Source organism: Collinsella sp. LCP19S3_A6 (genome assembly GCF_052122015.1).
Lineage (GTDB): Bacteria > Actinomycetota > Coriobacteriia > Coriobacteriales > Coriobacteriaceae > Collinsella.
Genome location: NZ_JBQKDD010000001.1, coordinates 199,824 through 217,903, shown reverse-complemented (window position 1 = coordinate 217,903; position 18,080 = coordinate 199,824). Strand labels below are relative to the sequence as shown.

Sequence of the window (18,080 nt, the reverse complement as noted above, 5' to 3'; positions counted from 1 at the left end):
TACTACGTCTCTATGGGTGGCTGCTTGAGCCGCTGCGACAGAGCTCTATTGTTGGGGCAGTACGTGTCGAGCAGGGCGTGAAACCGCTGATTGTGGCTTGGCTCGAGCAAGTGGACGAGCTCGTGGGCGACAACCATGTCAAGGCACTCGACGGGGTAGGCGGCAAGCTCGCGTGCGATGCGAATGGCACCGGTTTTGGGCGTACACGAGCCCCAGCGCGTTTTCATGCTGCGCACGGAAACGCGGGAAGCGGCGACATCCATTGCGATTTCGTATGTGCGCACCATATCGCGCAGCGCCGTGGTGACCTCGGATGTATAGAGCTGGTCGATGCGGGCTTGGAGCTTATCGGGCGTTAGGCCGTCGAGGGCCGTGTGCTGCTTTGCCTGCGCGCGCCCACCTGGCTCGTCGGTACCCATAAAACTTGCGAAGGTGGCCTGTTTGGGTCGCGGTGCGGGTGATGCAAAGTTGTGATCGAGCGCATCTTGTACCGTGATGGGCTTGCCCCAAAGCGCAATGATGGACGAGGGGCTGAGCGGCTCTCGCTCCGTCGCCTGACGTTGCTCGCGCTGGGCAAGTCGGCTGATAATCCAGGCGCTGTTGCGCTTCACAAATGCTTCGATACGCTCGCGGGGGTAGTGTCGAGAAAGTTGGTGTAGTGCCCGATCCGAAGCGAGTCGGCCCGGCGTCCCAGAATCTGGAATACGGTTGATATCCTATGCCGCCTCGACCCTGTCCGCAAGCTCGAGGCCGGACTCGAGCATCTTCCTTGCCTCCGCCTCGAGCCGCGCCCAATCGACGGGACCGTCGATCCCCCGGGTGCGACCGTCGTCGTAGAGCTCGTTCATCCTCGCCTCCGAGAAGTACCTGGACTCCTGCCATATCTCGTCCTGCTCGCACATGACCGCGCCCGCGAGCCGCACCAGCGAGCCCGTGGAGGGGAACACCTGCACGACGCGCGACCTGCGCTTTATCTCTCGGTTGGTCCTCTCCTGCACGTTGTTGGTGCGCAGGCGCTTCCAGTGGGTCGGCGGGAAGTCGAGGTAGGCCAGCGCGTCGGGCTCGGCCTCCTCCAGCACCGCCGCCGCCCTGGGGCAGCACCCCGCCAGCATGTCGCACGCCGCGTGGTACATGGCCGTCACGGTGGCGGCGTCGCGCCCGCGGAACACCTGCGACACGATCCTGCCCACGCGGCGCCTGAGCTGCCAGGAGCCGGCCTCGCGCATGCAGTCGCGCATGAGGTGGACCGCGCAGCGCTGCCACGCGGCGCCCTGGAAGACCTCGCCGAGCGCCCGGACGAGCCCCGGGTGGGCGTCCGAGACGACGAGCCGCACGCCCGCCGCCCCGCGCGAGCGGATAGCCCGCAGGAAGGCGAGCCACGAGTCGTAAGACTCGGTGTCAACCACGTCGACACCGAGGACGCTGTTAGCGCTAACGTATAAATAACCAAATCAACTGGCATAACCTCACCAATCACACTGGCCTTTTGGCGCCAACCGCGCTGGTGTACTTTCACCAACCTTTGTCAGGAAATATGCTCCTCCTGTTCGTTGATCCAGGAAGGAGCGCAAGGTTGGAAAGGAATGTGATGGGAGAGCTTGACATGTATCGCCAAGCGGGAACTACGCCGAATTTCTCCGACGTGGCAAGACGCTACGGGATGGACCGGCACACGGTTGCCAAGCTTTGGCGCAACGGGTCCGACGTTTCCGACGGGCGATCCGAGAAGCCGAGCGGCTTCGATGAGTACCGGGAGGTCATCGCGCAGAAGGCGGGCCTTCCGGGCGTTACCAAGAAGGCGATCCACGAATACCTCGTTGACAGGTATGGCGAGGAGAAGGTGCCGAAGTACCCGACGTTGACCGAGTACATGCGCAAGCACCAGATAGCTTGCGGCACGCCGCCCGGCGGCCCGGTCCCGCATCCGCGATTCGAGACCCCGATGGGAGTCCAGCTCCAGTTCGACTGGAAGGAGGACATCAGGATGACCGACGTCAACGGCGAGATCTTCGAATTCAACGTGTTCTCCGCCATCCTCGGGGCCTCAAGGCTGAAGAGGTACCGCTACTCTAAGACCAAGACCGCCGACGACGTGCTCGCTTGCCTGCTTGACGTCGCCGTCGCCAACGGCGGATTCACAGAGACCTGCCTTACGGACAACATGTCGTCGCTGGTCTCGTTCAGCAAAGGCGGGCGCAAACGCAGCGAACGCGCCGACAGGTTCGCCAAGGAGGCGGGAACCAGAATCGAGTACTGCGCACGCAGGTCGCCCGAGACCAAGGGCAAGGACGAGTCGGCAAACAGGTTCCTAAGCCGCCTGCGCGCATACGACTTCGACTTCGACGGCGAGGACGAGCTCATCGCGATCATCGCGAACATAGAAAGGCGCGCCAACCTGGAGCCCCACGAGGCGCTCGGCGTGCCGCCTGCCGTCGCCTTCCTCAAAGAGAAGGACTACCTGCGCCCGATCGGCAACCTGCGAGCCCTCCAGGAGATGGTCGGCGACGTGTCGGACCAGGTCGTGCCCAGCACCATGCTCGTCAGATGCAGGGGCCGGGAATGGTCGGTCCCGAGGAGATGCATCGGAAAGAGGGTGAGGCTGCTGGCCATGCCCGGGGGCCAGCTGCGCATAAGCATGGACGGCCAGCTGGTGGCGCTGCACGACATGTCCAAGGCGTCCGGAAGGATCAACTACGACCCGGCCCACTACGAGGAGGCCCTGTCCTCGAAGCGAAGGTATGCCGACGAGGACATCCAGGCGGCGGCCAGGGAGAACCTGCGAATCATAGGAGAGTCGGAAGACGCGTGGAGGTAACGATGGGCTCATTGGGGGAATCGAGCACGTATGTGCGGATGATGAACGGCTTGGAGGCCTTGGGGCTCGATGCGATGGCATCGGCGCTGCCTGGGTACGAGGCGATGGTCTCCGGCGGGGAGATGGACTTCTGCACGGCAATCATGGAGCTTGCGGCCATGGAGGTGGACAGGAAGAACAGCAAGGAGATGGAGCGCCGCGTGAAGTCGGCGGGCTTTCCCTACGTGAAGACCCTGGACGACTTCGACTTCGGATTCCAGCCGAGCGTCCACAAGCCCACGGTGATCGGGCTGTCGTCCCTCGGCTTCCTGGAACGGGCGGAAAACGTGCTGCTCGTGGGAAACCCGGGCGTGGGAAAGACCCACATCGCCATAGCGCTGGGCGTGGAGGCCGTCCGTGCCAGGAAGGAGGTCCGCTTCATAGATTGCGCAAGGCTCGTCGCCGACCTGAAGGACGCGGCGTCAAGGGGCCTGGTGGAGAAGAGGATCAAGTACTACGCCCACTGCACGCTGCTCATCATCGATGAGCTGGGCTACCTTGACATCGACGACGAGGGGGCCGACCTGCTGTTCAGGCTGGTGTCGGCGCGCTACGAGCATCGGTCCACGATAGTGACGACGAACGTGGGAATCGGCGCATGGGCCGACGTATTCGGGGATGCGGTGACCGCCTCCGCCATCGCCGACAGGCTCGTGCACCACTGCACGCTGCTGAAGATAACGGGTCCCTCGTACCGAATGAAGGACCTTCCCAGGGATACGAAAAGGATTGGAGAGGGGGCCTAACTGGTGAAAGTGCACCAGCGCAAATGGTGCGATCCCGCCAGCGCGATTGGTTTTGCCGGCCAGCAAAATTGGTGAAATTTATATTGACGTTAACAGACGCGCCTCCAGCCGCCCGCATCGCAGCCGATGGCGGTGACCACGGCGGTGGAGGCGACGCGCCCCTCGCGGCGGCACTTGACGTAGGTCGCGTCGAGCCAGACGTAGGGCACCGGCGAGCCGTCGAGCGGCCTTCCGCACAGATCCTCGATGTCTGCGTCCAGGCTCGAGGCGATTGCGCTCACCTGGTCCTTCGAGAGCCTGGAGACGCCCATCTTCTCGGCCACCCTCTGCACCTTGCGGGTGCTCGTGCCCGTGGCGTACATCTCGGCGACGGCGGCAACGAGGGCGCGGTCGACGCGCTGGTAGCGCTCGAGCACGTCCTCCGGGAAGAAGCTGCCGGAGCGCAGCTTGGGGATGCGCAGCGTCAGCGTGCCGACGCAGGTGGCGAGCGACCTCTCGCGGTAGCCGTTTCGGCTGTTCGCCCCGCCACCGCAGAGCTGGTCGGCCTCGGCGTCCATCACGGCGTTCACGACCTGCTCGGCGAGTCTGCGAAGCAGCTCCTGCATATCGATGGCGCCGTCGTCGAAACGGGGCATAGCGAGCATGTCCGGCGTCGGGTCTGATAAGATTTCCATAGCGGTCTTCGTCCTTTCCTAGAACCTGTTGTTGTGGTGATTTCAGATTCTAGGACGAAGGCCGTTCTTCGTTAAACGAGCGCTAGGGTGTCACCCTTACACCAACATTTTCGACGCGATCCTCGCGGGTGGCGCCGAGCGGCGCACTGGCGTGGACCTCACCGCTCGATGTGACGCGTAGGTTGAAGTTCTTGACACGCTTTTTGGTAACGACGACGGGGATGGGCATCCCATCCGGTCGGGATACGGAAATCGTAAACTGCTGCGTCAAAAGCGGTCCTTCAGATTGGGGACGGGCCGGCATGTCGACCGTTCGGCATGCCGGCCCGCTCAAGGGATGTGAAATTAATAACGCTCAAAGAAGGCAAGCGCGTTGTCGCTGCAGAGCTTTTGCATCACGGTCTTGCCAAAATGCTTGGAGAGCATGTTCTGGAACTCGGGCATCTTGCTGGCATCGGAGAGGAAAGCGGGCACCGTGGCGCCGTCCCAGTCGCCGCCGAGCGCGATGACGTCCTCGCCGCCCAGGTCGAGCCAGTGCTCGATATGTGCCGCCAGCTGATCGAAGGTGACGTCTGCGGCGGTCTTGTCGGTTGCGTCGTTGGAAAGGAACTCGCTGCAGTAGTTGAGGCCGACGATGCCACCCATGTCGCGAATGGTGCGGAACTGGTCGTCGGTAAGATTGCGTTTGGCGCCGCAAACCGCACGGGAGTTGGAGTGGCTGGCGACGAAGGGACGCGTGGCGCGGACGGCGACCTCGTCAAAGCACTCATCGTTGAGATGGGAGACGTCAAGCACCATGCCGGCGTGCTCCATCTGCGTAAGTGCCTCGATGCCGGCGGCGGTGAGGCCGGCGTGGGTATCGTGTCCGCTCGCGAGCGGCCCCTGCGCATTCCAGCTGAGTGACGACATGAGTACGCCCAAGCTCTTGAGCACCTCGATCAGTGCGGGGTCCTCGGCAAAGAACGTGGCGTTTTCGATGGTGTGGATGCAAGCGACCTTGCCGTCCTTGAGCGCGGGACGAATGTCTGCGGCGCTGCGCACGTTGACCATGCGATCGTGGTTGAGCATGGCCTGGCCGCTCATATGCGCCATGATCTGCGCCTGGAAGCGCGCGGCGTGGGCGGAGGGAATCTCGTCGGGGACAAACGTGGCGAAGCACTGTGCCCACGGTGTGTTGCCGATCTTTGCGAGCGAGATGGCGCAGGCGTTGCCCTCGATGAGGTCGAAATCTTGCGGATGCGTCTCGTCGCCGGGGAAATAACCGTCGGTGCCGGCGGTAAAGCGCAGGTCGAGATCGAGCGTGGCCCAGCCGATGCGGTCGGCGGTGTCGCAGTGCAAGTCAAATACGGGATATGCCATGGTTCCTCCGGTTGCAGCGTTTCTTTGCAAACTGTCTTCGAATTGTATGACTAGGGTATAGTTAGCGCCATACGTTCATGGCGGCCCGCGTTGTGTGCCGCCCTTATCACGGAGGTTTCCATGTCCAACCAGGGCAAGAAGGTCAAGACCCATTATCGCGGCACGCTCGACGACGGCACGCAGTTCGATAGCTCCTACGATCGCGGCGAGCCGCTGGAGTTCACCTGCGGTGCCGGTCAGATGATCAAGGGCTTCGATGCCGCCGTTGTCGACATGCAGGTGGGCGAGAAGAAGACCGTGCACATTCCTGCTGCCGATGCCTACGGCGAGCACAATCCCGAGATGGTTATCACCTTCCCGGCCGAGCAGGTTCCCAACATCGAGCAGATCGAGAAGGGCATGAAGCTCTTCCTGTCCACGCCGAGCGGCATGCCTGTCCCTGCCGTTGTCATCGATGTGACGCCCGAGGCCGTGACGCTCGATGCTAACCACGAGCTGGCCGGCAAGGATCTCAACTTTGATATCGAGCTCGTCGAGGTCGAGGATTAGAGTATGCCTGAACGCTTGGTTTCGACGACATGCTTGGGAAATCTCAACGATCCGTCCTATGAACTCCTGCTTCGTCGGGAGCTGGGTGGCATCTTTGAAGTTGACGAGCTGCTGCTCGATTGGGACCAGGCTGATGTTTGCGCGTTTGCGGGCGTGACGGAGCTGGGGCGCACGGTCGATGTTCGGCTAGATGCTGCCGACGGCAGTCGTCTTGCCGACGGCGACGTGCTCGCCATCGACCGTTCAGGCATGGTGCCCGTGGCGGTTGTCGTGCGCCTGCGCGGCGCCGAGGTCTATTTGGTCGAAGTCGACCGCATGGATCCGATTGCGCTCGCGCATGCGTGTTGGGAGATCGGCAATATGCACGCGCCGCTTTTCCGAGGCGATTCGGACGAGCATACCGTGCGCATGTATACGCCGGTGCAGCCTGTTTTGGGCCGCATGCTCCGAGACGTCGAGGGCGTTATGCTCTCGGTGGTTACCCGTGAACTCGATACGGACCGGCGCTTTGCGTCGCGTGCGGCGGAGGTCGTCGTGAGTATGGCTCCCGACTTTACGATCGTAAAAAAGGCGCGCGGTTAACGTGCGTATGAGCAAGACGGACTTTGAGAGGCAGCTATTCAAAGTCCGTCTTGCTGTTGATGAGGTGCTGTGGGGGAAAGCATATGGGTCTTGAGGGAATCAAGCTGATTGCATGCGATTTGGACGGCACGTTGCTGCATCCGGGGGAGTGCGAGCCGCGTTCCGAGGCCTTTGAGCTCATCGATGAGCTGCATCGTCGTGGCATCGTGTTTATGCCGGCGAGCGGCCGTCAATATGCGAGCTTGCGCTATCTGTTTGCCCCGGTGGCCGATGATCTCGCCTATGTATGCGAAAACGGAGCCCTCGTGATGAGCGAGGGGCGTGCCGTTGTCAAGCGTTCCATGGAGCGTAACCTTGCTATGGATATCGCGAATGCCGTGGTTGCGTATCCCCATGCCGACGTGACCCTTTCCTGCGAGGGGCACCTCTACACCATGAGCGGCAACGATGCATTCGTCGACCATTTGCGCTACGAGGTCCATTGCGATGTGGCGGTGGTCGACCGTCCCGAGGACATCGACGAGGACGTCATTAAGATCGCGTTTCAAACGCCCGAGACAGAGCAGCCGGCGGCGCTGGAGTATTTCGTCCGTCGCTTTGGCGACCGGGTCGATGTGATGACGTCGGGAACCGAATGGACCGACTTTATCGGCTTTGATTCGGGCAAGGGGTCCGCGCTTGCCGATTATGGTCGTGCGCTGGGGATCTCACCTAACGAAATGATGGCGTTTGGCGATAATGAAAACGACCGCGACATGCTCAACGTGGTGGGCCATCCCTATCTGATGGAGAGCTGCAATCCCAGTATGCGCGGTATCAACGACCGCGTCCGTTACGTGCGCACGGTCGAAGAAGAGCTGCGTCGCCTACTTGCTGAGTAGACATTTTGGACATGCCTGGAAATCTTTCTTTTGCCGCAATCGGTGAAAAAGTTGTTTTTAAGGCATGTCCCAAAATCTACCTACAGTTGGGGCAGAGGCCCTCGAAGATGGTGTAGTGCGAGCTGACGCTCCATCCGATTTGTTCGGATGCCCTGGCGTCGAGCTGGGTATTGAAGGGGAGCGGCACATCGATGACGCGGCCACACGAGGTGCAGATGATATGCGCATGCGGCTCGATGGCACGATCGAAGCGGCTGCCGCCCGGCGTTTTAATCGAGAGAATCTCCCCGGCATCGGCCAAGAGATTGAGGTTGCGGTAGACCGTACCGCGGCTGATTTTGTCATCCTGCGCGCGCACGACGTTGTAGATCTCATCGGCGGTGGGATGGTTATAGCTTTGGCGCACGGCGTCAAGAACCAGCTTTCGCTGCCTGGTATTCCTTCTTTGCACCGCCATGCGCCTCGCCTCTTTTCTATTAACGGTCGTAGGTAAATGATACCGTATTTAGCACACAATACTAATAATGAGGAGTGAAACCGTCTTCATTGGCAAGTGAGGCTCGGAGCTGGGCGTCTACGAGGCGAAAACGCGTTCCCATGCGCTCGTAGGAGGCATGAAGCGCCTCGAGATGAGATAGGATGTTTGCCGGAGCTCCCTGTATCTCCATCTCGACTGAGCCGTCTTCCATGTTACGCACCCAGCCGGTGAGTGCGCGTGCCTGCGCGAGGTTGGTGTTGGTAAAGCGAAAGCCAACGCCTTGGACTTGCCCCTCCCAGCGCAGGAAATAGCGCAGGGGAGTGTCTTGAGTGGCCTCGTCGCTTGCGAGCACAGTAAGCCTGCGGCGCAGCTCGAGCTCGATGCCAGAGGGCTTTTGGGGCTCGCGGCTGCCGCCGGCGACGCCCGAGAAAAGCTTGTCGAAAATACCCATCGCTAGGCCTGCTTGACAGAATCGGCGGGGAAGGTAATGCCGGCCTGTTGGCGCACGGCATCCATGATGCGCAGCGAGACAAGCGTGACATCGCGATAGTGGCCAAGCTCGTGACGTCCCGCCGGGGTCTCCCAAATCTCTTCCTTGACGTTATCGATGCCGCCGATGGCGGTGATAAAGTCTGCGAGTTCGTATTCCATGGTGTTGCTCGATTTGGGCAGGTCGAGCACGCGGCCGTTGTCGCTCTGTTCGCGCGGCGCCTCGGTCGCCGAGCCGCGTACGACATCGCCGCGATAGTCGATGCGGACGTTGCGGGGCGTGGACAGATGGTCAATCTGGATAGTGCCACGCTCGCCTTCGATCTGCGAGGGCAGTAGGTCATTCGTAATTTTGGAGTGCGCGAGCTCGACGGAGATACGGCCACCGCCGTAGCTGGCGAGGATGGAACCGCAGCCATCGATGGGGCCATGGGTGAGCTCCTGCGTGGTGGGGTCGAGCAGAGTAGCCATGCTCGTAAGGCTGGAGGGCATGCCGAAGATCTCGACCATGGGCTCGACGGTATAGACGCCAATATCCATGAGGGAGCCCGAGGCCATGTGGCAGTCGAAGATGTTGGTGGCGCGTCCCGCGAGAACCTCGTTGTAGCGTGAAGAATACTTGCCAAAGCGCAGTGAGGCGCGACGAATGGGCGCAATCTCGCCCAGGGCGTCCTCGATGGCGTGGAAAGCGGGGTCATGGAGCGGGCGCATGGCCTCGAGGGCTACGACGCCCGCCGCCTCGGCGGCGCGGAAGACTTCCAGCGCCTGCGCCTCGGTGGCGCAGAAGGGCTTCTCGACGATGACGTGCTTGCCGCTGGCGATGCAGGCAAGGGCCTGCTCGTAGTGAAGTGCGTTTGGGCTGCCGATATAGACGGCGTCGACGTCGGCGGCCGCTGCAAGCTCATCAAGTGAAGTAAAGTTTCGCTCGCCGCCGTGCTCGGCAGTAAAGGCGGCGCCGCGCTCGGCGTTGCGCGAGAGCGTGCCTACGAATACAGCCTGGTCGTTGGCATTGACGACCTGGATAAAGTCGTCGGTGATCATGGATGTGCCGATGGTCGCGATGCGCAGCATACGTCCCCCTTGCGTTGTTTTGGTCTACAGGATGAGTGTAGCGCGTGGGGATATAAAGCTGCGCGAAAACGCTATTACAGGTCGCTCTCGTTAAAGCCGGTGTCGATATCGAGGTTGGCTCCATCGGCCGCGGTGGTGGCGAGCTCGTCGCAGCGCTCGTTGAGCTCGTGGCCGGCATGCCCCTTAACCCAGATGAACTCCACCTTATGCTTGCTCTTTGCGGCAAGCAGGCGCTCCCACAGGTCGCGGTTCTTAACGGGCTGCTTGTTGGCAGTTTTCCACCCGCGCTTTTTCCAGCCGTCGATCCAGTGCTTGTTAAAGGCGTTGACGACGTACTGCGAGTCGGAGTGGACCTCGACCTCGCAGGGACGGTTGAGCGCCTCGAGCGCCACGATGACCGCCATGAGCTCCATGCGGTTGTTGGTGGTCTTGGCGTAGCCACGCGAAAGCTCGGAGGTGAAGGTCTTGCCGGCGGGGTTGGTGTATTTGAGCACGGCGCCGTAGCCACCGCGTCCCGGATTGGATCGAGCCGAGCCGTCGGTATAGATGATGACCTTCACAGACTTCCTTTCGTCGAGTTCCTCTCTTGCGGCTGTCTATTGTAGCGCCCGGTCCATCCTGTTTTATGCGAGGCGTGCCGCTCCACAAGGATGGTGGAGACGTTGTCGCCAAGAAAGATGGGCGACCTGAATTGTCAAGAGCTAGAGGGCTTTTAAATCTGCCATTTCTATCCCGTCCCCAAATGGTTGGTTTTCGTGGATGATGCGATCGAGTTCGTCGAGGTATTGCCGCAGCAGGGGAGAGGGCTTGCGCTCATCGTGCATGATGTAGCCCACGCGCATCGTTGGAGCGTCTGCCAACGGGATCGATGCCATGCCCCATTGCATTTCATTGGAGAGGACACCGGTCGACAAAGTGTAACCGTTCGACGTGATGAGCAGATTGGTGAGCGTGCCACGGTCGGAAACGCGGATGTTGCGGTCGCAGGGGATATGGCTAAACGGCTCCTCGGCGTAATAGAAGGAGTTCGAGGTCCCCTGCTCAAAGCTGTAGCGCGTATAGGGCGTAAGGTCGGCAAGCGATAGCTGGGGGCGGCGTGCGAGCGGATGGCGCTCGCTAACGAAGACGTGGACCGTTGCATCGAAGAGGGGATGGAAGCTTGCGCGGGCGTCGGCGAAGGCCTTCTGCAGGACGCGGGCGTTAAAGTCATCCAGATACAGAATGCCGATATCGCTGCGAAATGCGCGGACGTCGTCGATGATCTGTGACGTGGTGGTCTCGCGCATGATGAACTCGAACTTACTGTCGCGGCAGCGCTCGACGACGTTGACAAAGGCCTCGACCGAAAAAGCGTAGTGCTGGGCCGAGACGGCAAGGCGTGCCTGGGGTGTGCCGCCGTCCTCGTAGCGGGCCTCGAGCATATCGGCCTGCTCTACGACCTGGCGCGCATAGCCTAAAAGCTCGGTGCCGTCGTTGGTGAGTGTGACGCCGCGGCTGGAGCGCGTAAAGATTTCCAGACGGAGCTCCTGCTCTAGGCTTTTGACGGCGTTGGAGATATTGGATTGCGCGGTATAGAGGCGCTGAGCTGCGGCGTTAATTGAGCCGGATTCTGCCACGGCGATAAGAAAACGAAGCTGCTGGAGGGTCATCGGCACCCGTCCTTTCGATAGCTATCTAAAAAACCGATAACAGGTTAGCGCTTTTAAGTGATTGACCGCGCGAAACAATGCTCGTACTATTCAAAACACACAAAGGAGGTAGGTAATTAATCCGACCACGAGAACGGGATGTCAAAAGGAGGGCCGCATATGAACTGCTTACTAAGACGAATGCCGGGCTCCTGCTTGCGCCCGTCGGCGTGATCAGGAGACAGGGGCTTACTTCTCTTACTCTTATTACTTTTGTTTGATCAAGGAGATCATCATGAGCCAGTTTATCAACAACCCCGAGCACACCTTTGGCTTCGACACCCTGCAGCTGCACGTTGGCCAGGAGAGCGCCGACCCCGCATCCGATTCCCGCGCTGTGCCTATCTACCAGACCACGAGCTATGTGTTCCGCAACTCCCAGCACGCTGCTGACCGCTTTGGCCTTGCCGACGCCGGGAATATCTACGGTCGTCTGACCAACTCCACCCAGGGCGTCTTTGAGGATCGCATTGCCGCGCTCGAGGGCGGCGTTGCCGGCCTCGCCGTCGCCTCTGGCGCCGCCGCCATCACCTATACCCTGCAGGCCCTCGCTCAGGCCGGCGACCATGTGGTGGCCCAAAAGACCATCTACGGCGGTTCCTACAACCTGCTGGAGCACACGCTCTCCCAGTTTGGTGTCGAGACCACCTTCGTCGATGCCCACAACCTGGACGAGGTCGAGGGTGCCATCAGGGACAACACCACGGTCATTTACCTCGAGACGCTCGGTAACCCCAACTCCGATATCCCCAACATCGACGCTATCTCCGAGGTCGCTAAGAAGCATGGTCTTCCGGTTGTTGTCGATAACACCTTCGGCACCCCGTATCTGTTCCGTCCGCTGGAGCACGGCGCCAACATCGTCGTTCACTCTGCAACTAAGTTTATTGGCGGCCACGGCACCTCGTTGGGCGGCGTGATTATCGATGGCGGCAACTTTGACTGGAAGGCGAGCGGCAAGTATGCGCAGATCTCCGAGCCCAATCCCTCCTACCATGGCGTCTCGTTTACCGAGGCCGCCGGCCGCGCTGCCTTCGCGACCTATGTCCGTGCTATCTTGCTGCGTGACGAGGGCGCCTGCATTAGCCCGTTTAACGCCTGGGTCCTGCTCCAGGGCACCGAGACCCTGTCGCTGCGCGTTGACCGCCATGTCGAGAACACCAAGAAGGTCGTTGAGTTCCTGATCGGTGACGGCCATGTTGCCAAGGTAAACCACCCGAGCCTGCCCGAGCACCCCGACCATGAGCTGTACCAGAAGTATTTCCCCCGTGGCGGCGCCTCGATCTTCACCTTCGAGATCAAGGGCGGCCAGGAGGCTGCTTGGAAGTTCATCGACCACCTGCAGGTGTTCTCGCTGCTCGCCAACGTAGCCGACGTCAAGTCGCTCGTCGTGCACCCGGCTACCACCACGCACTCCCAGCTCTCTGCCGAGGAGCTTGCCGAGCAGAACATTACGCCCTCTACAATCCGTCTTTCCATTGGTACCGAGAACGCCGAGGACATCATTTGGGATCTGAAGCAGGCCTTTGCCGCGCTGGACGAGTGAGGCGACTTGTGCAAGGGCCCCTTGCGACTCGATAGGTATAACTGCATAAAATGCCTGCTCAAGGCGCCTGCGCGAACAATGGTTGCGCAGGCGCTTTTTTGCATAGGAAGGGCGCTATTACAGGGTTGTTGGCATGCTTTATGCAATCGAGATGTGGAAAACTCCTGTTGAGAGGATGTGAGTTTTACGCAAATGACGTGCACCTTTTGAGAAAAACCGCAGGTCGCGATTTACTCGGGATACTATGCAGCGCGATCGAATCACACGCAGCGTAAACGCAGCAAAAACTCACTACGGAGGTTTCCAGCTACATGAGGATCGATTCACGAAAACCGAAGGCCGCCGCCCTTTCTGCCACGCTTGCCGTGGCGCTTTTAGTGGGTGCCGGCGTAACCGATGCCCACGCGGCAACACTGTCCGACGCGGTCGGATCCACGCCGTCCGAGGCGACCCTGATGCAGCCCGTCGACTATCGTAGCGACGGCTTTGGCTCCATGCAGGAGTGGAACGCCTCGATGGGGGCCAAGCGCGATTCCCTAGAGGTCCGCGCGCAGATCATCATGAACATGTACGGTGACTATGCCACCGATGACGAGCGCGCTGTACTGCAGGGTTGTATCGACGGTGCGGGCAGTCTTTTGACGATGGAGGAGGTCGACGCGAAGTCGGCCGAGCTCGACGAGCTTCGCTCCACGCTCGAGGATGCTAAGCGCGGGGCGCTCGAGGCTGCGGCCGTCGAGGCAGAAGCTGCCGAGGCCGTTCAGGCTTCGTATTACAACGCCGGCTCCGGCTCGTCTTACGCGTCTGCTGCGTATTACGCGAACGGCTCGGGCCTGACGCGCTCGAGCGGTGTCAATAACTACAACGGTCGTCGCGAGACCTATTACAGCAGCAACGTGTTGTATCACCACCGCACGGGTGAGTGGACGCTGGATTCCGAGGGCTTTTGGCGTGATTCCGACGGCTACTACGTGGTGGCTGCGAGCGATAAGTCCCAGGGCTCGACCTTTACGGGCTCTAAGGGCGAGTGCAAGGTCTACGATTCGGGTTGCGCAGCCGGAACTACCGATTACTACACCGGTTGGTAATCTGTCGGCATCGATTGCACATGATGGACGGGCGTCTTTACCGAGCTTTCGGGCAATGTAGGGGCGCCCGTTTTTATATGCATTTGGGTTAACAGAGCCCTTACCGTGGCACTACGTTGGGCATATGGGCGCGGGGCACACTAAGTCATGAGAAACAAGGTCTTTCTCGTGGAGGAAGTGATCCCATGAACGCTCGAGATGTCGCTATTGCCGTCGTTGCCCTTTTGATCGGATGTCTTGGTCCGACGGCGGCGTTAGTTGCCGGCTTGCAGTCCACTACGGGTGCTGCTCCTGTGGTTGTGAGCGCCTTGATTGCAGCGGCGCTGTTGGGAAGCGCCGGCGTGGTGCTTTGCCGCGATGACGAGGACGAGGTCCCGGAGTCGCAAAACGAGCCTCAGTTTTAGCCTCGGCCTAAATGCGACAGTCCTTCGCGAGCGATGGGATCCTCGCGAAGGACTGTCTGCTTACATTGCGCGCGTCGCCGTGCGGGCGAGGCTACCAGCTGCTTTCTATTTCGCGAATCCTCTGGTAGAGCCAATCGTTTTGCGGCACTTGGATATCGTGTTTGGCGGCCAGGCGGCAAATGGTGCCCGCGAACTCCTCGACTTCGGTTTTACGTTGTGCGATGCGGTCCTGCGCCATCGAGGGCATGCCGGCGGGGTCGATTCCCTCGATGAGGTGCACCATCTGCGTCAGGTCTGCCTCGGTAAGCTCAACGCCTTCGGCGTTGGCGACCGCAAGTGTCTCGCGCATGGCGGAAACAAAGCAGCGACGCTGCTCGGAGTCCTGTTCCGTGGCGCTCCCGTAGGTCCCGCCATAGGCCATGCAGGTCTGGTTGATGCCATCGTTGAGCATGAGTTTGGCCCACATGCGGTGCACAATGTCGCTCTCGACGGTATGGGCGATGCCGCAGCGCGTGTAGAGCTCATCGATGGCGGTGACGGTTGCGGGCTCGGTGCCTGCTGCCGCGCCAAAGCGAATCTCGCCCGCATTGGTAAAGGTGAGCGCGCCGTTAAGGAATACGGCGTCCATGCCCTGGCAGATGCCCAGGACGGTGTGCTTCCAGCCAAAGCGCTCGGCTATTTTTTGCTCGCTCGTAATGCCGTTGCACAGCGAGGCGATGAGCGTGTTGGGTCCCACGACGCGCTCCATAGTCTTGAGTGCTTGGTTGAGCCCCGTCGTCTTGACCGTGAGAATGACCAGATCGGCGGGCGTTGCCTCGCTGGCGCGGACGGACTTGAGCGCGCAGGGCTTTCCGTTGACGGTGAGCGCATCGCCCACGTGGCACTCGAAACGCGCGTCATCCATGACGTATTCGACGGCGTCATTGCCGAGGGCCTTGGCAATCATACTGCCGTAGAGCAGGCCGACGCCGCCCTTGCCGATAAAGGCGACCTTGTTGATCTGCATGTGAATCATCTCCTCACAAAAAGGCGCCCGCATATGGGGCGCCTGATGGATTGTATGCCGCTGGGGCATGTGGCGTACACCGGAGGCTGAATTTAGAAGAACAAATGCATGGGAACTTATGCCGCGGGGCAGATGGCAAAAACGCGCGCGGGATATCCAACGCCATCGCGCACCTTGGGGAAGGTGCAGAAGATGACGGCGCCCGTGGCGGGAAGCTCGTCCAGATGGTCCATGATCTCGATCTGGTAGCGGTCGACCGAGAGGGTGCATTGTTCGCCGGGATAGGGGTAGGCATCCTCGTGTGTGGTCACGCTCGCCTCCTTTCATCGGGCTTTTTGCTGATGTTAAAGCGGTGCCGTGACAGCTCGATTTCTGCTGCGTTACGATACGTTCTCGATTGCGATTCCACGATGTTTCGGCCGCGTGACCCTTGTGTTTCGCCTTGCCGGGGCGCTGATGGCGAAGGGAGGGGCCGTGCAATACCGCGTTGACCCCAAAAGTGGTAACCGAATATCCGCTCTGGGTCTGGGCTGCATGAGATTTCCTGGTGCGCCGGGACGTCCGGATGCGAAGACAGCCGATGCCATCATTTCCCGTGCGGTGGAGCGAGGGATAAATTATCTGGATACGGCGTACCTTTATCCCGGCAACGAGGCGTGCGTGGGCGCCTCGCTTGAGCGCTTGGGGCTGCGCGACCAGGTGCTGCTGGCGACTAAGTTGCCGCACGCTTCGTGCAAGAGTGCGGATGATTTCGACCGCATCTTCGACGAGCAACTGCACCGTTTGCGGACTGACCATATCGACTACTACCTTATACACAACATCACCTCGCCCGCCCAGTGGGAACGTGTGGTGGCGTTGGGCATCGAGGACTGGATCGCGCGTCAAAAGGCGGCGGGGCGCATTCGCCAGATTGGTTTTTCGTATCACGGCAGCGCGGCGGATTTCCTGACGATGCTTGACGCATATGACTGGGATTTTTGCCAGATACAGTACAACTATGCCGGCGAGCGTTACCAAGCGGGAACGGCGGGACTCATGGCCGCCGCCGAGCAAGGCCTCGCGGTGTTTGTGATGGAGCCGCTTTTGGGCGGACGCCTGGCGGGCAAGCTGCCGCCGCGGGCCCGCGCTGTGCTCGATAGCGCCCGTGACCCGCATTTGTGCACTCCTGCCGCCTGGGGGCTTTCGTGGGTGTGGAATCATCCTCAGGTGACGATGCTGCTTTCGGGTATGACCGATACCGCGCAGGTGGATGAGAACGCGGCATTGGCCGATCGGGCCCTGCCGGATTCGATGACGGCTACTCAGCTCGATGCCATCGCGCACGTGCTGACGGAGTTTGAAAAATCGAATCGCGTGCCCTGCACGGGATGCGGTTACTGCGTGCCGTGTCCTAAAGGCATCAATATTCCTGGGTGTTTTGCCGCCTACAACGCAAGCTATGCGCACAGCTGGTTTACGGGTCTATCGCAGTACTTTACGGCGAGTGCGGTGCGCACAAGCGAGCCCAAGTTGGTGAGCAATTGCGTCAAGTGCGGCAAATGCGCACGCCACTGCCCGCAGCACATCGATATTCCCGAGCGTCTCGACGATGTGCGCCGACGTTTCCAGCCTGGCCCCGTGACGGCGGCGCTTAAGGCCTTCGGCAAAACGCTCTCCTGATGCCCCTTTTATAACTTGCGGTGGAATAGTTCCTGTTTGCGGCAGAATAAGGCATCAACAGGAACTATTTCACCGTAACTGATGAGGGGGAGCTGGGGATGCTGACGATCGGGTGTCACCTATCCACGACGAAGGGCTATCGGGCGATGGGGGAGACGGCGCTATCCATTGGCGCCAATACCTTTGCATTCTTTACGCGCAACCCGCGCGGCGGCAAGGCGAAAGACCTTGACATGGATGACGTGGCGGCCCTGCGCGAGCTTATGGAACAAAACGATTTTGGTCCCCTCGTGGCCCATGCTCCGTATACCTATAACCCCTGCTCGGCCAAAGAGCGGGCGCGCGAGTTTGCCCTGGAGGCCATGGCTGAGGATCTGCAGCGTCTGGAAGCGCTGCCCGGTAACTACTACAATTTCCATCCCGGTGCGCATGTGGGACAGGGCTCCGACGCCGGCATTCAGATGATCGTCGACGCCCTGTGCCAGGTGATGTTTGAGGGCCAGCAGACGACGGTGCTGCTCGAGACCATGGCTGGCAAGGGCACCGAGGTGGGCCGCAGCTTTGAGGAACTGGCGATCATCATCGAGGGCGTTGCTGACAGGCGCCCCGAGCTGTCGGCCAAGCTGGGCGTTTGCCTGGACACCTGCCATGTAAATGACGCCGGCTATGATATCGTCCAAGATCTTGACGGTGTGCTCGACGAGTTCGATCGTGTGGTGGGTATCGAGCGCCTGCGCGCTGTGCATATCAATGATTCCAAGAATCCCCGCGGTGCCCATAAGGACCGGCATGAATGCATCGGCAAGGGTTACCTCGGCAGCGAGGAACTTGGCGGTGGAATGCAGGTTATGCAGAATATTGTATCGAATAGCTGCCTGCGATCACTGCCATTCATTTTGGAAACGCCGAACGAACTTGCAGGTTATGCGGCTGAAATTAAACTATTAAGGTCATTGCAGCAGTAATGACTGTCATAAAGTGGAGTGTTCCATTCACGTTATGG

General features: G+C 60.4%; 20 protein-coding genes and 2 pseudogenes. 10 read left to right on the top strand and 12 right to left on the bottom strand.

Translation table 11 applies throughout. The features are described 5' to 3' along the window. Positions 1 to 2: 2 nt before the first annotated feature. Complete coding sequence (locus tag ACTQVX_RS00995) at positions 3 to 704, bottom strand: M48 family metallopeptidase (protein WP_441559985.1); 702 nt, start codon at positions 702 to 704, stop codon at positions 3 to 5. Positions 705 to 716: 12 nt separating this feature from the next. Beyond that, positions 717 to 1,412: pseudogene (locus tag ACTQVX_RS00990) on the bottom strand (transposase); the annotation flags it as partial. Positions 1,413 to 1,588: 176 nt separating this feature from the next. Here ACTQVX_RS00990 and ACTQVX_RS00985 point away from each other — a divergent pair. Together ACTQVX_RS00985 and istB are read left to right on the top strand one after the other, a co-directional pair. Next, positions 1,589 to 2,815 (top strand): Mu transposase domain-containing protein, encoded by a 1,227-nt coding sequence (locus ACTQVX_RS00985; RefSeq protein ID WP_441559974.1) that lies wholly within the window; start codon positions 1,589 to 1,591, stop codon positions 2,813 to 2,815. Beyond that, positions 2,806 to 3,600: an IS21-like element helper ATPase IstB gene (gene istB / locus ACTQVX_RS00980; protein ID WP_441559973.1), complete on the top strand. Its 795-nt coding sequence runs from the start codon at positions 2,806 to 2,808 to the stop codon at positions 3,598 to 3,600. The genes ACTQVX_RS00985 and istB overlap by 10 nt, the downstream gene beginning before the upstream one ends. 95 nt (positions 3,601 to 3,695) lie before the next feature. Here istB and ACTQVX_RS00975 read toward each other — a convergent pair. From ACTQVX_RS00975 to ACTQVX_RS00965, 3 genes and pseudogenes are all read right to left on the bottom strand, one after another. Further along, positions 3,696 to 4,274 (bottom strand): annotated as a pseudogene (locus tag ACTQVX_RS00975) (transposase); the annotation flags it as partial. 82 nt (positions 4,275 to 4,356) lie between these two features. Further along, positions 4,357 to 4,545, bottom strand: a complete 189-nt coding sequence (locus ACTQVX_RS00970; protein WP_441559971.1) for a hypothetical protein — start codon at positions 4,543 to 4,545, stop codon at positions 4,357 to 4,359. 74 nt (positions 4,546 to 4,619) lie between these two features. Continuing rightward, complete coding sequence (locus ACTQVX_RS00965; RefSeq protein ID WP_427727766.1) at positions 4,620 to 5,633, bottom strand: dipeptidase; 1,014 nt, start codon at positions 5,631 to 5,633, stop codon at positions 4,620 to 4,622. A gap of 120 nt (positions 5,634 to 5,753) precedes the next feature. Here ACTQVX_RS00965 and ACTQVX_RS00960 point away from each other — a divergent pair, with 120 nt between their 5' ends. From ACTQVX_RS00960 to ACTQVX_RS00950, 3 genes are all read left to right on the top strand, one after another. Next, complete coding sequence (locus tag ACTQVX_RS00960; protein WP_117640821.1) at positions 5,754 to 6,182, top strand: FKBP-type peptidyl-prolyl cis-trans isomerase; 429 nt, start codon at positions 5,754 to 5,756, stop codon at positions 6,180 to 6,182. A gap of 3 nt (positions 6,183 to 6,185) precedes the next feature. Next, positions 6,186 to 6,764 (top strand): urease accessory protein UreE, encoded by a 579-nt coding sequence (locus ACTQVX_RS00955; RefSeq protein WP_441559968.1) that lies wholly within the window; start codon positions 6,186 to 6,188, stop codon positions 6,762 to 6,764. An 83-nt stretch (positions 6,765 to 6,847) separates the two neighbouring features. Then, on the top strand, positions 6,848 to 7,645 hold the full coding sequence (locus tag ACTQVX_RS00950) for an HAD-IIB family hydrolase (RefSeq protein ID WP_441559967.1): 798 nt from the start codon (positions 6,848 to 6,850) through the stop codon (positions 7,643 to 7,645). Positions 7,646 to 7,721: 76 nt separating this feature from the next. Here ACTQVX_RS00950 and ACTQVX_RS00945 read toward each other — a convergent pair whose 3' ends face one another. The 5 genes from ACTQVX_RS00945 to ACTQVX_RS00925 all read right to left on the bottom strand — a co-directional run bounded on the left by ACTQVX_RS00945 (position 7,722) and on the right by ACTQVX_RS00925 (position 11,332). Then, positions 7,722 to 8,102 (bottom strand): Fur family transcriptional regulator, encoded by a 381-nt coding sequence (locus ACTQVX_RS00945; protein ID WP_441015836.1) that lies wholly within the window; start codon positions 8,100 to 8,102, stop codon positions 7,722 to 7,724. Positions 8,103 to 8,163: 61 nt separating this feature from the next. Continuing rightward, on the bottom strand, positions 8,164 to 8,574 hold the full coding sequence (locus ACTQVX_RS00940) for an acylphosphatase (RefSeq protein WP_441054471.1): 411 nt from the start codon (positions 8,572 to 8,574) through the stop codon (positions 8,164 to 8,166). A gap of 2 nt (positions 8,575 to 8,576) precedes the next feature. Then, entirely contained in the window at positions 8,577 to 9,683 is a 1,107-nt protein-coding gene (locus ACTQVX_RS00935; protein WP_441054469.1) for a Gfo/Idh/MocA family protein, read from the bottom strand. Positions 9,684 to 9,757: 74 nt separating this feature from the next. Beyond that, entirely contained in the window at positions 9,758 to 10,243 is a 486-nt protein-coding gene (gene rnhA, locus ACTQVX_RS00930) for a ribonuclease HI (RefSeq protein WP_441041016.1), read from the bottom strand. A 141-nt stretch (positions 10,244 to 10,384) separates the two neighbouring features. Continuing rightward, positions 10,385 to 11,332, bottom strand: coding sequence for a LysR family transcriptional regulator (locus ACTQVX_RS00925; RefSeq protein WP_441054467.1), 948 nt, complete (start codon positions 11,330 to 11,332; stop codon positions 10,385 to 10,387). Between the two features lie 274 nt (positions 11,333 to 11,606). Between ACTQVX_RS00925 and ACTQVX_RS00920 the strand changes: the two genes are divergently transcribed. The 3 genes from ACTQVX_RS00920 (at position 11,607) to ACTQVX_RS00910 (ending at position 14,409) form a co-directional block, all read left to right on the top strand. Further along, positions 11,607 to 12,917 carry an O-acetylhomoserine aminocarboxypropyltransferase/cysteine synthase family protein gene (locus ACTQVX_RS00920; protein WP_441054465.1) on the top strand — a complete coding sequence of 437 codons (1,311 nt, stop codon included), beginning with the start codon at positions 11,607 to 11,609 and terminating at the stop codon, positions 12,915 to 12,917. Positions 12,918 to 13,228: 311 nt separating this feature from the next. Next, complete coding sequence (locus tag ACTQVX_RS00915) at positions 13,229 to 14,005, top strand: hypothetical protein (RefSeq protein ID WP_441054463.1); 777 nt, start codon at positions 13,229 to 13,231, stop codon at positions 14,003 to 14,005. Positions 14,006 to 14,190: 185 nt separating this feature from the next. Continuing rightward, positions 14,191 to 14,409, top strand: coding sequence for a hypothetical protein (locus ACTQVX_RS00910; RefSeq protein WP_154517389.1), 219 nt, complete (start codon positions 14,191 to 14,193; stop codon positions 14,407 to 14,409). A 91-nt stretch (positions 14,410 to 14,500) separates the two neighbouring features. Here ACTQVX_RS00910 and ACTQVX_RS00905 read toward each other — a convergent pair whose 3' ends face one another. Next, positions 14,501 to 15,415 carry a ketopantoate reductase family protein gene (locus tag ACTQVX_RS00905; protein ID WP_441054461.1) on the bottom strand — a complete coding sequence of 305 codons (915 nt, stop codon included), beginning with the start codon at positions 15,413 to 15,415 and terminating at the stop codon, positions 14,501 to 14,503. Positions 15,416 to 15,531: 116 nt separating this feature from the next. Continuing rightward, complete coding sequence (locus ACTQVX_RS00900; RefSeq protein ID WP_427793860.1) at positions 15,532 to 15,726, bottom strand: hypothetical protein; 195 nt, start codon at positions 15,724 to 15,726, stop codon at positions 15,532 to 15,534. A gap of 163 nt (positions 15,727 to 15,889) precedes the next feature. On the opposite strand from ACTQVX_RS00900, the gene ACTQVX_RS00895 reads away from it, so the two are divergent. Together ACTQVX_RS00895 and ACTQVX_RS00890 are read left to right on the top strand one after the other, a co-directional pair. Then, positions 15,890 to 17,077 (top strand): aldo/keto reductase, encoded by a 1,188-nt coding sequence (locus ACTQVX_RS00895; protein ID WP_441559964.1) that lies wholly within the window; start codon positions 15,890 to 15,892, stop codon positions 17,075 to 17,077. Between the two features lie 98 nt (positions 17,078 to 17,175). Then, positions 17,176 to 18,042, top strand: a complete 867-nt coding sequence (locus ACTQVX_RS00890; protein WP_441559962.1) for a deoxyribonuclease IV — start codon at positions 17,176 to 17,178, stop codon at positions 18,040 to 18,042. Positions 18,043 to 18,080: the final 38 nt, after the last annotated feature.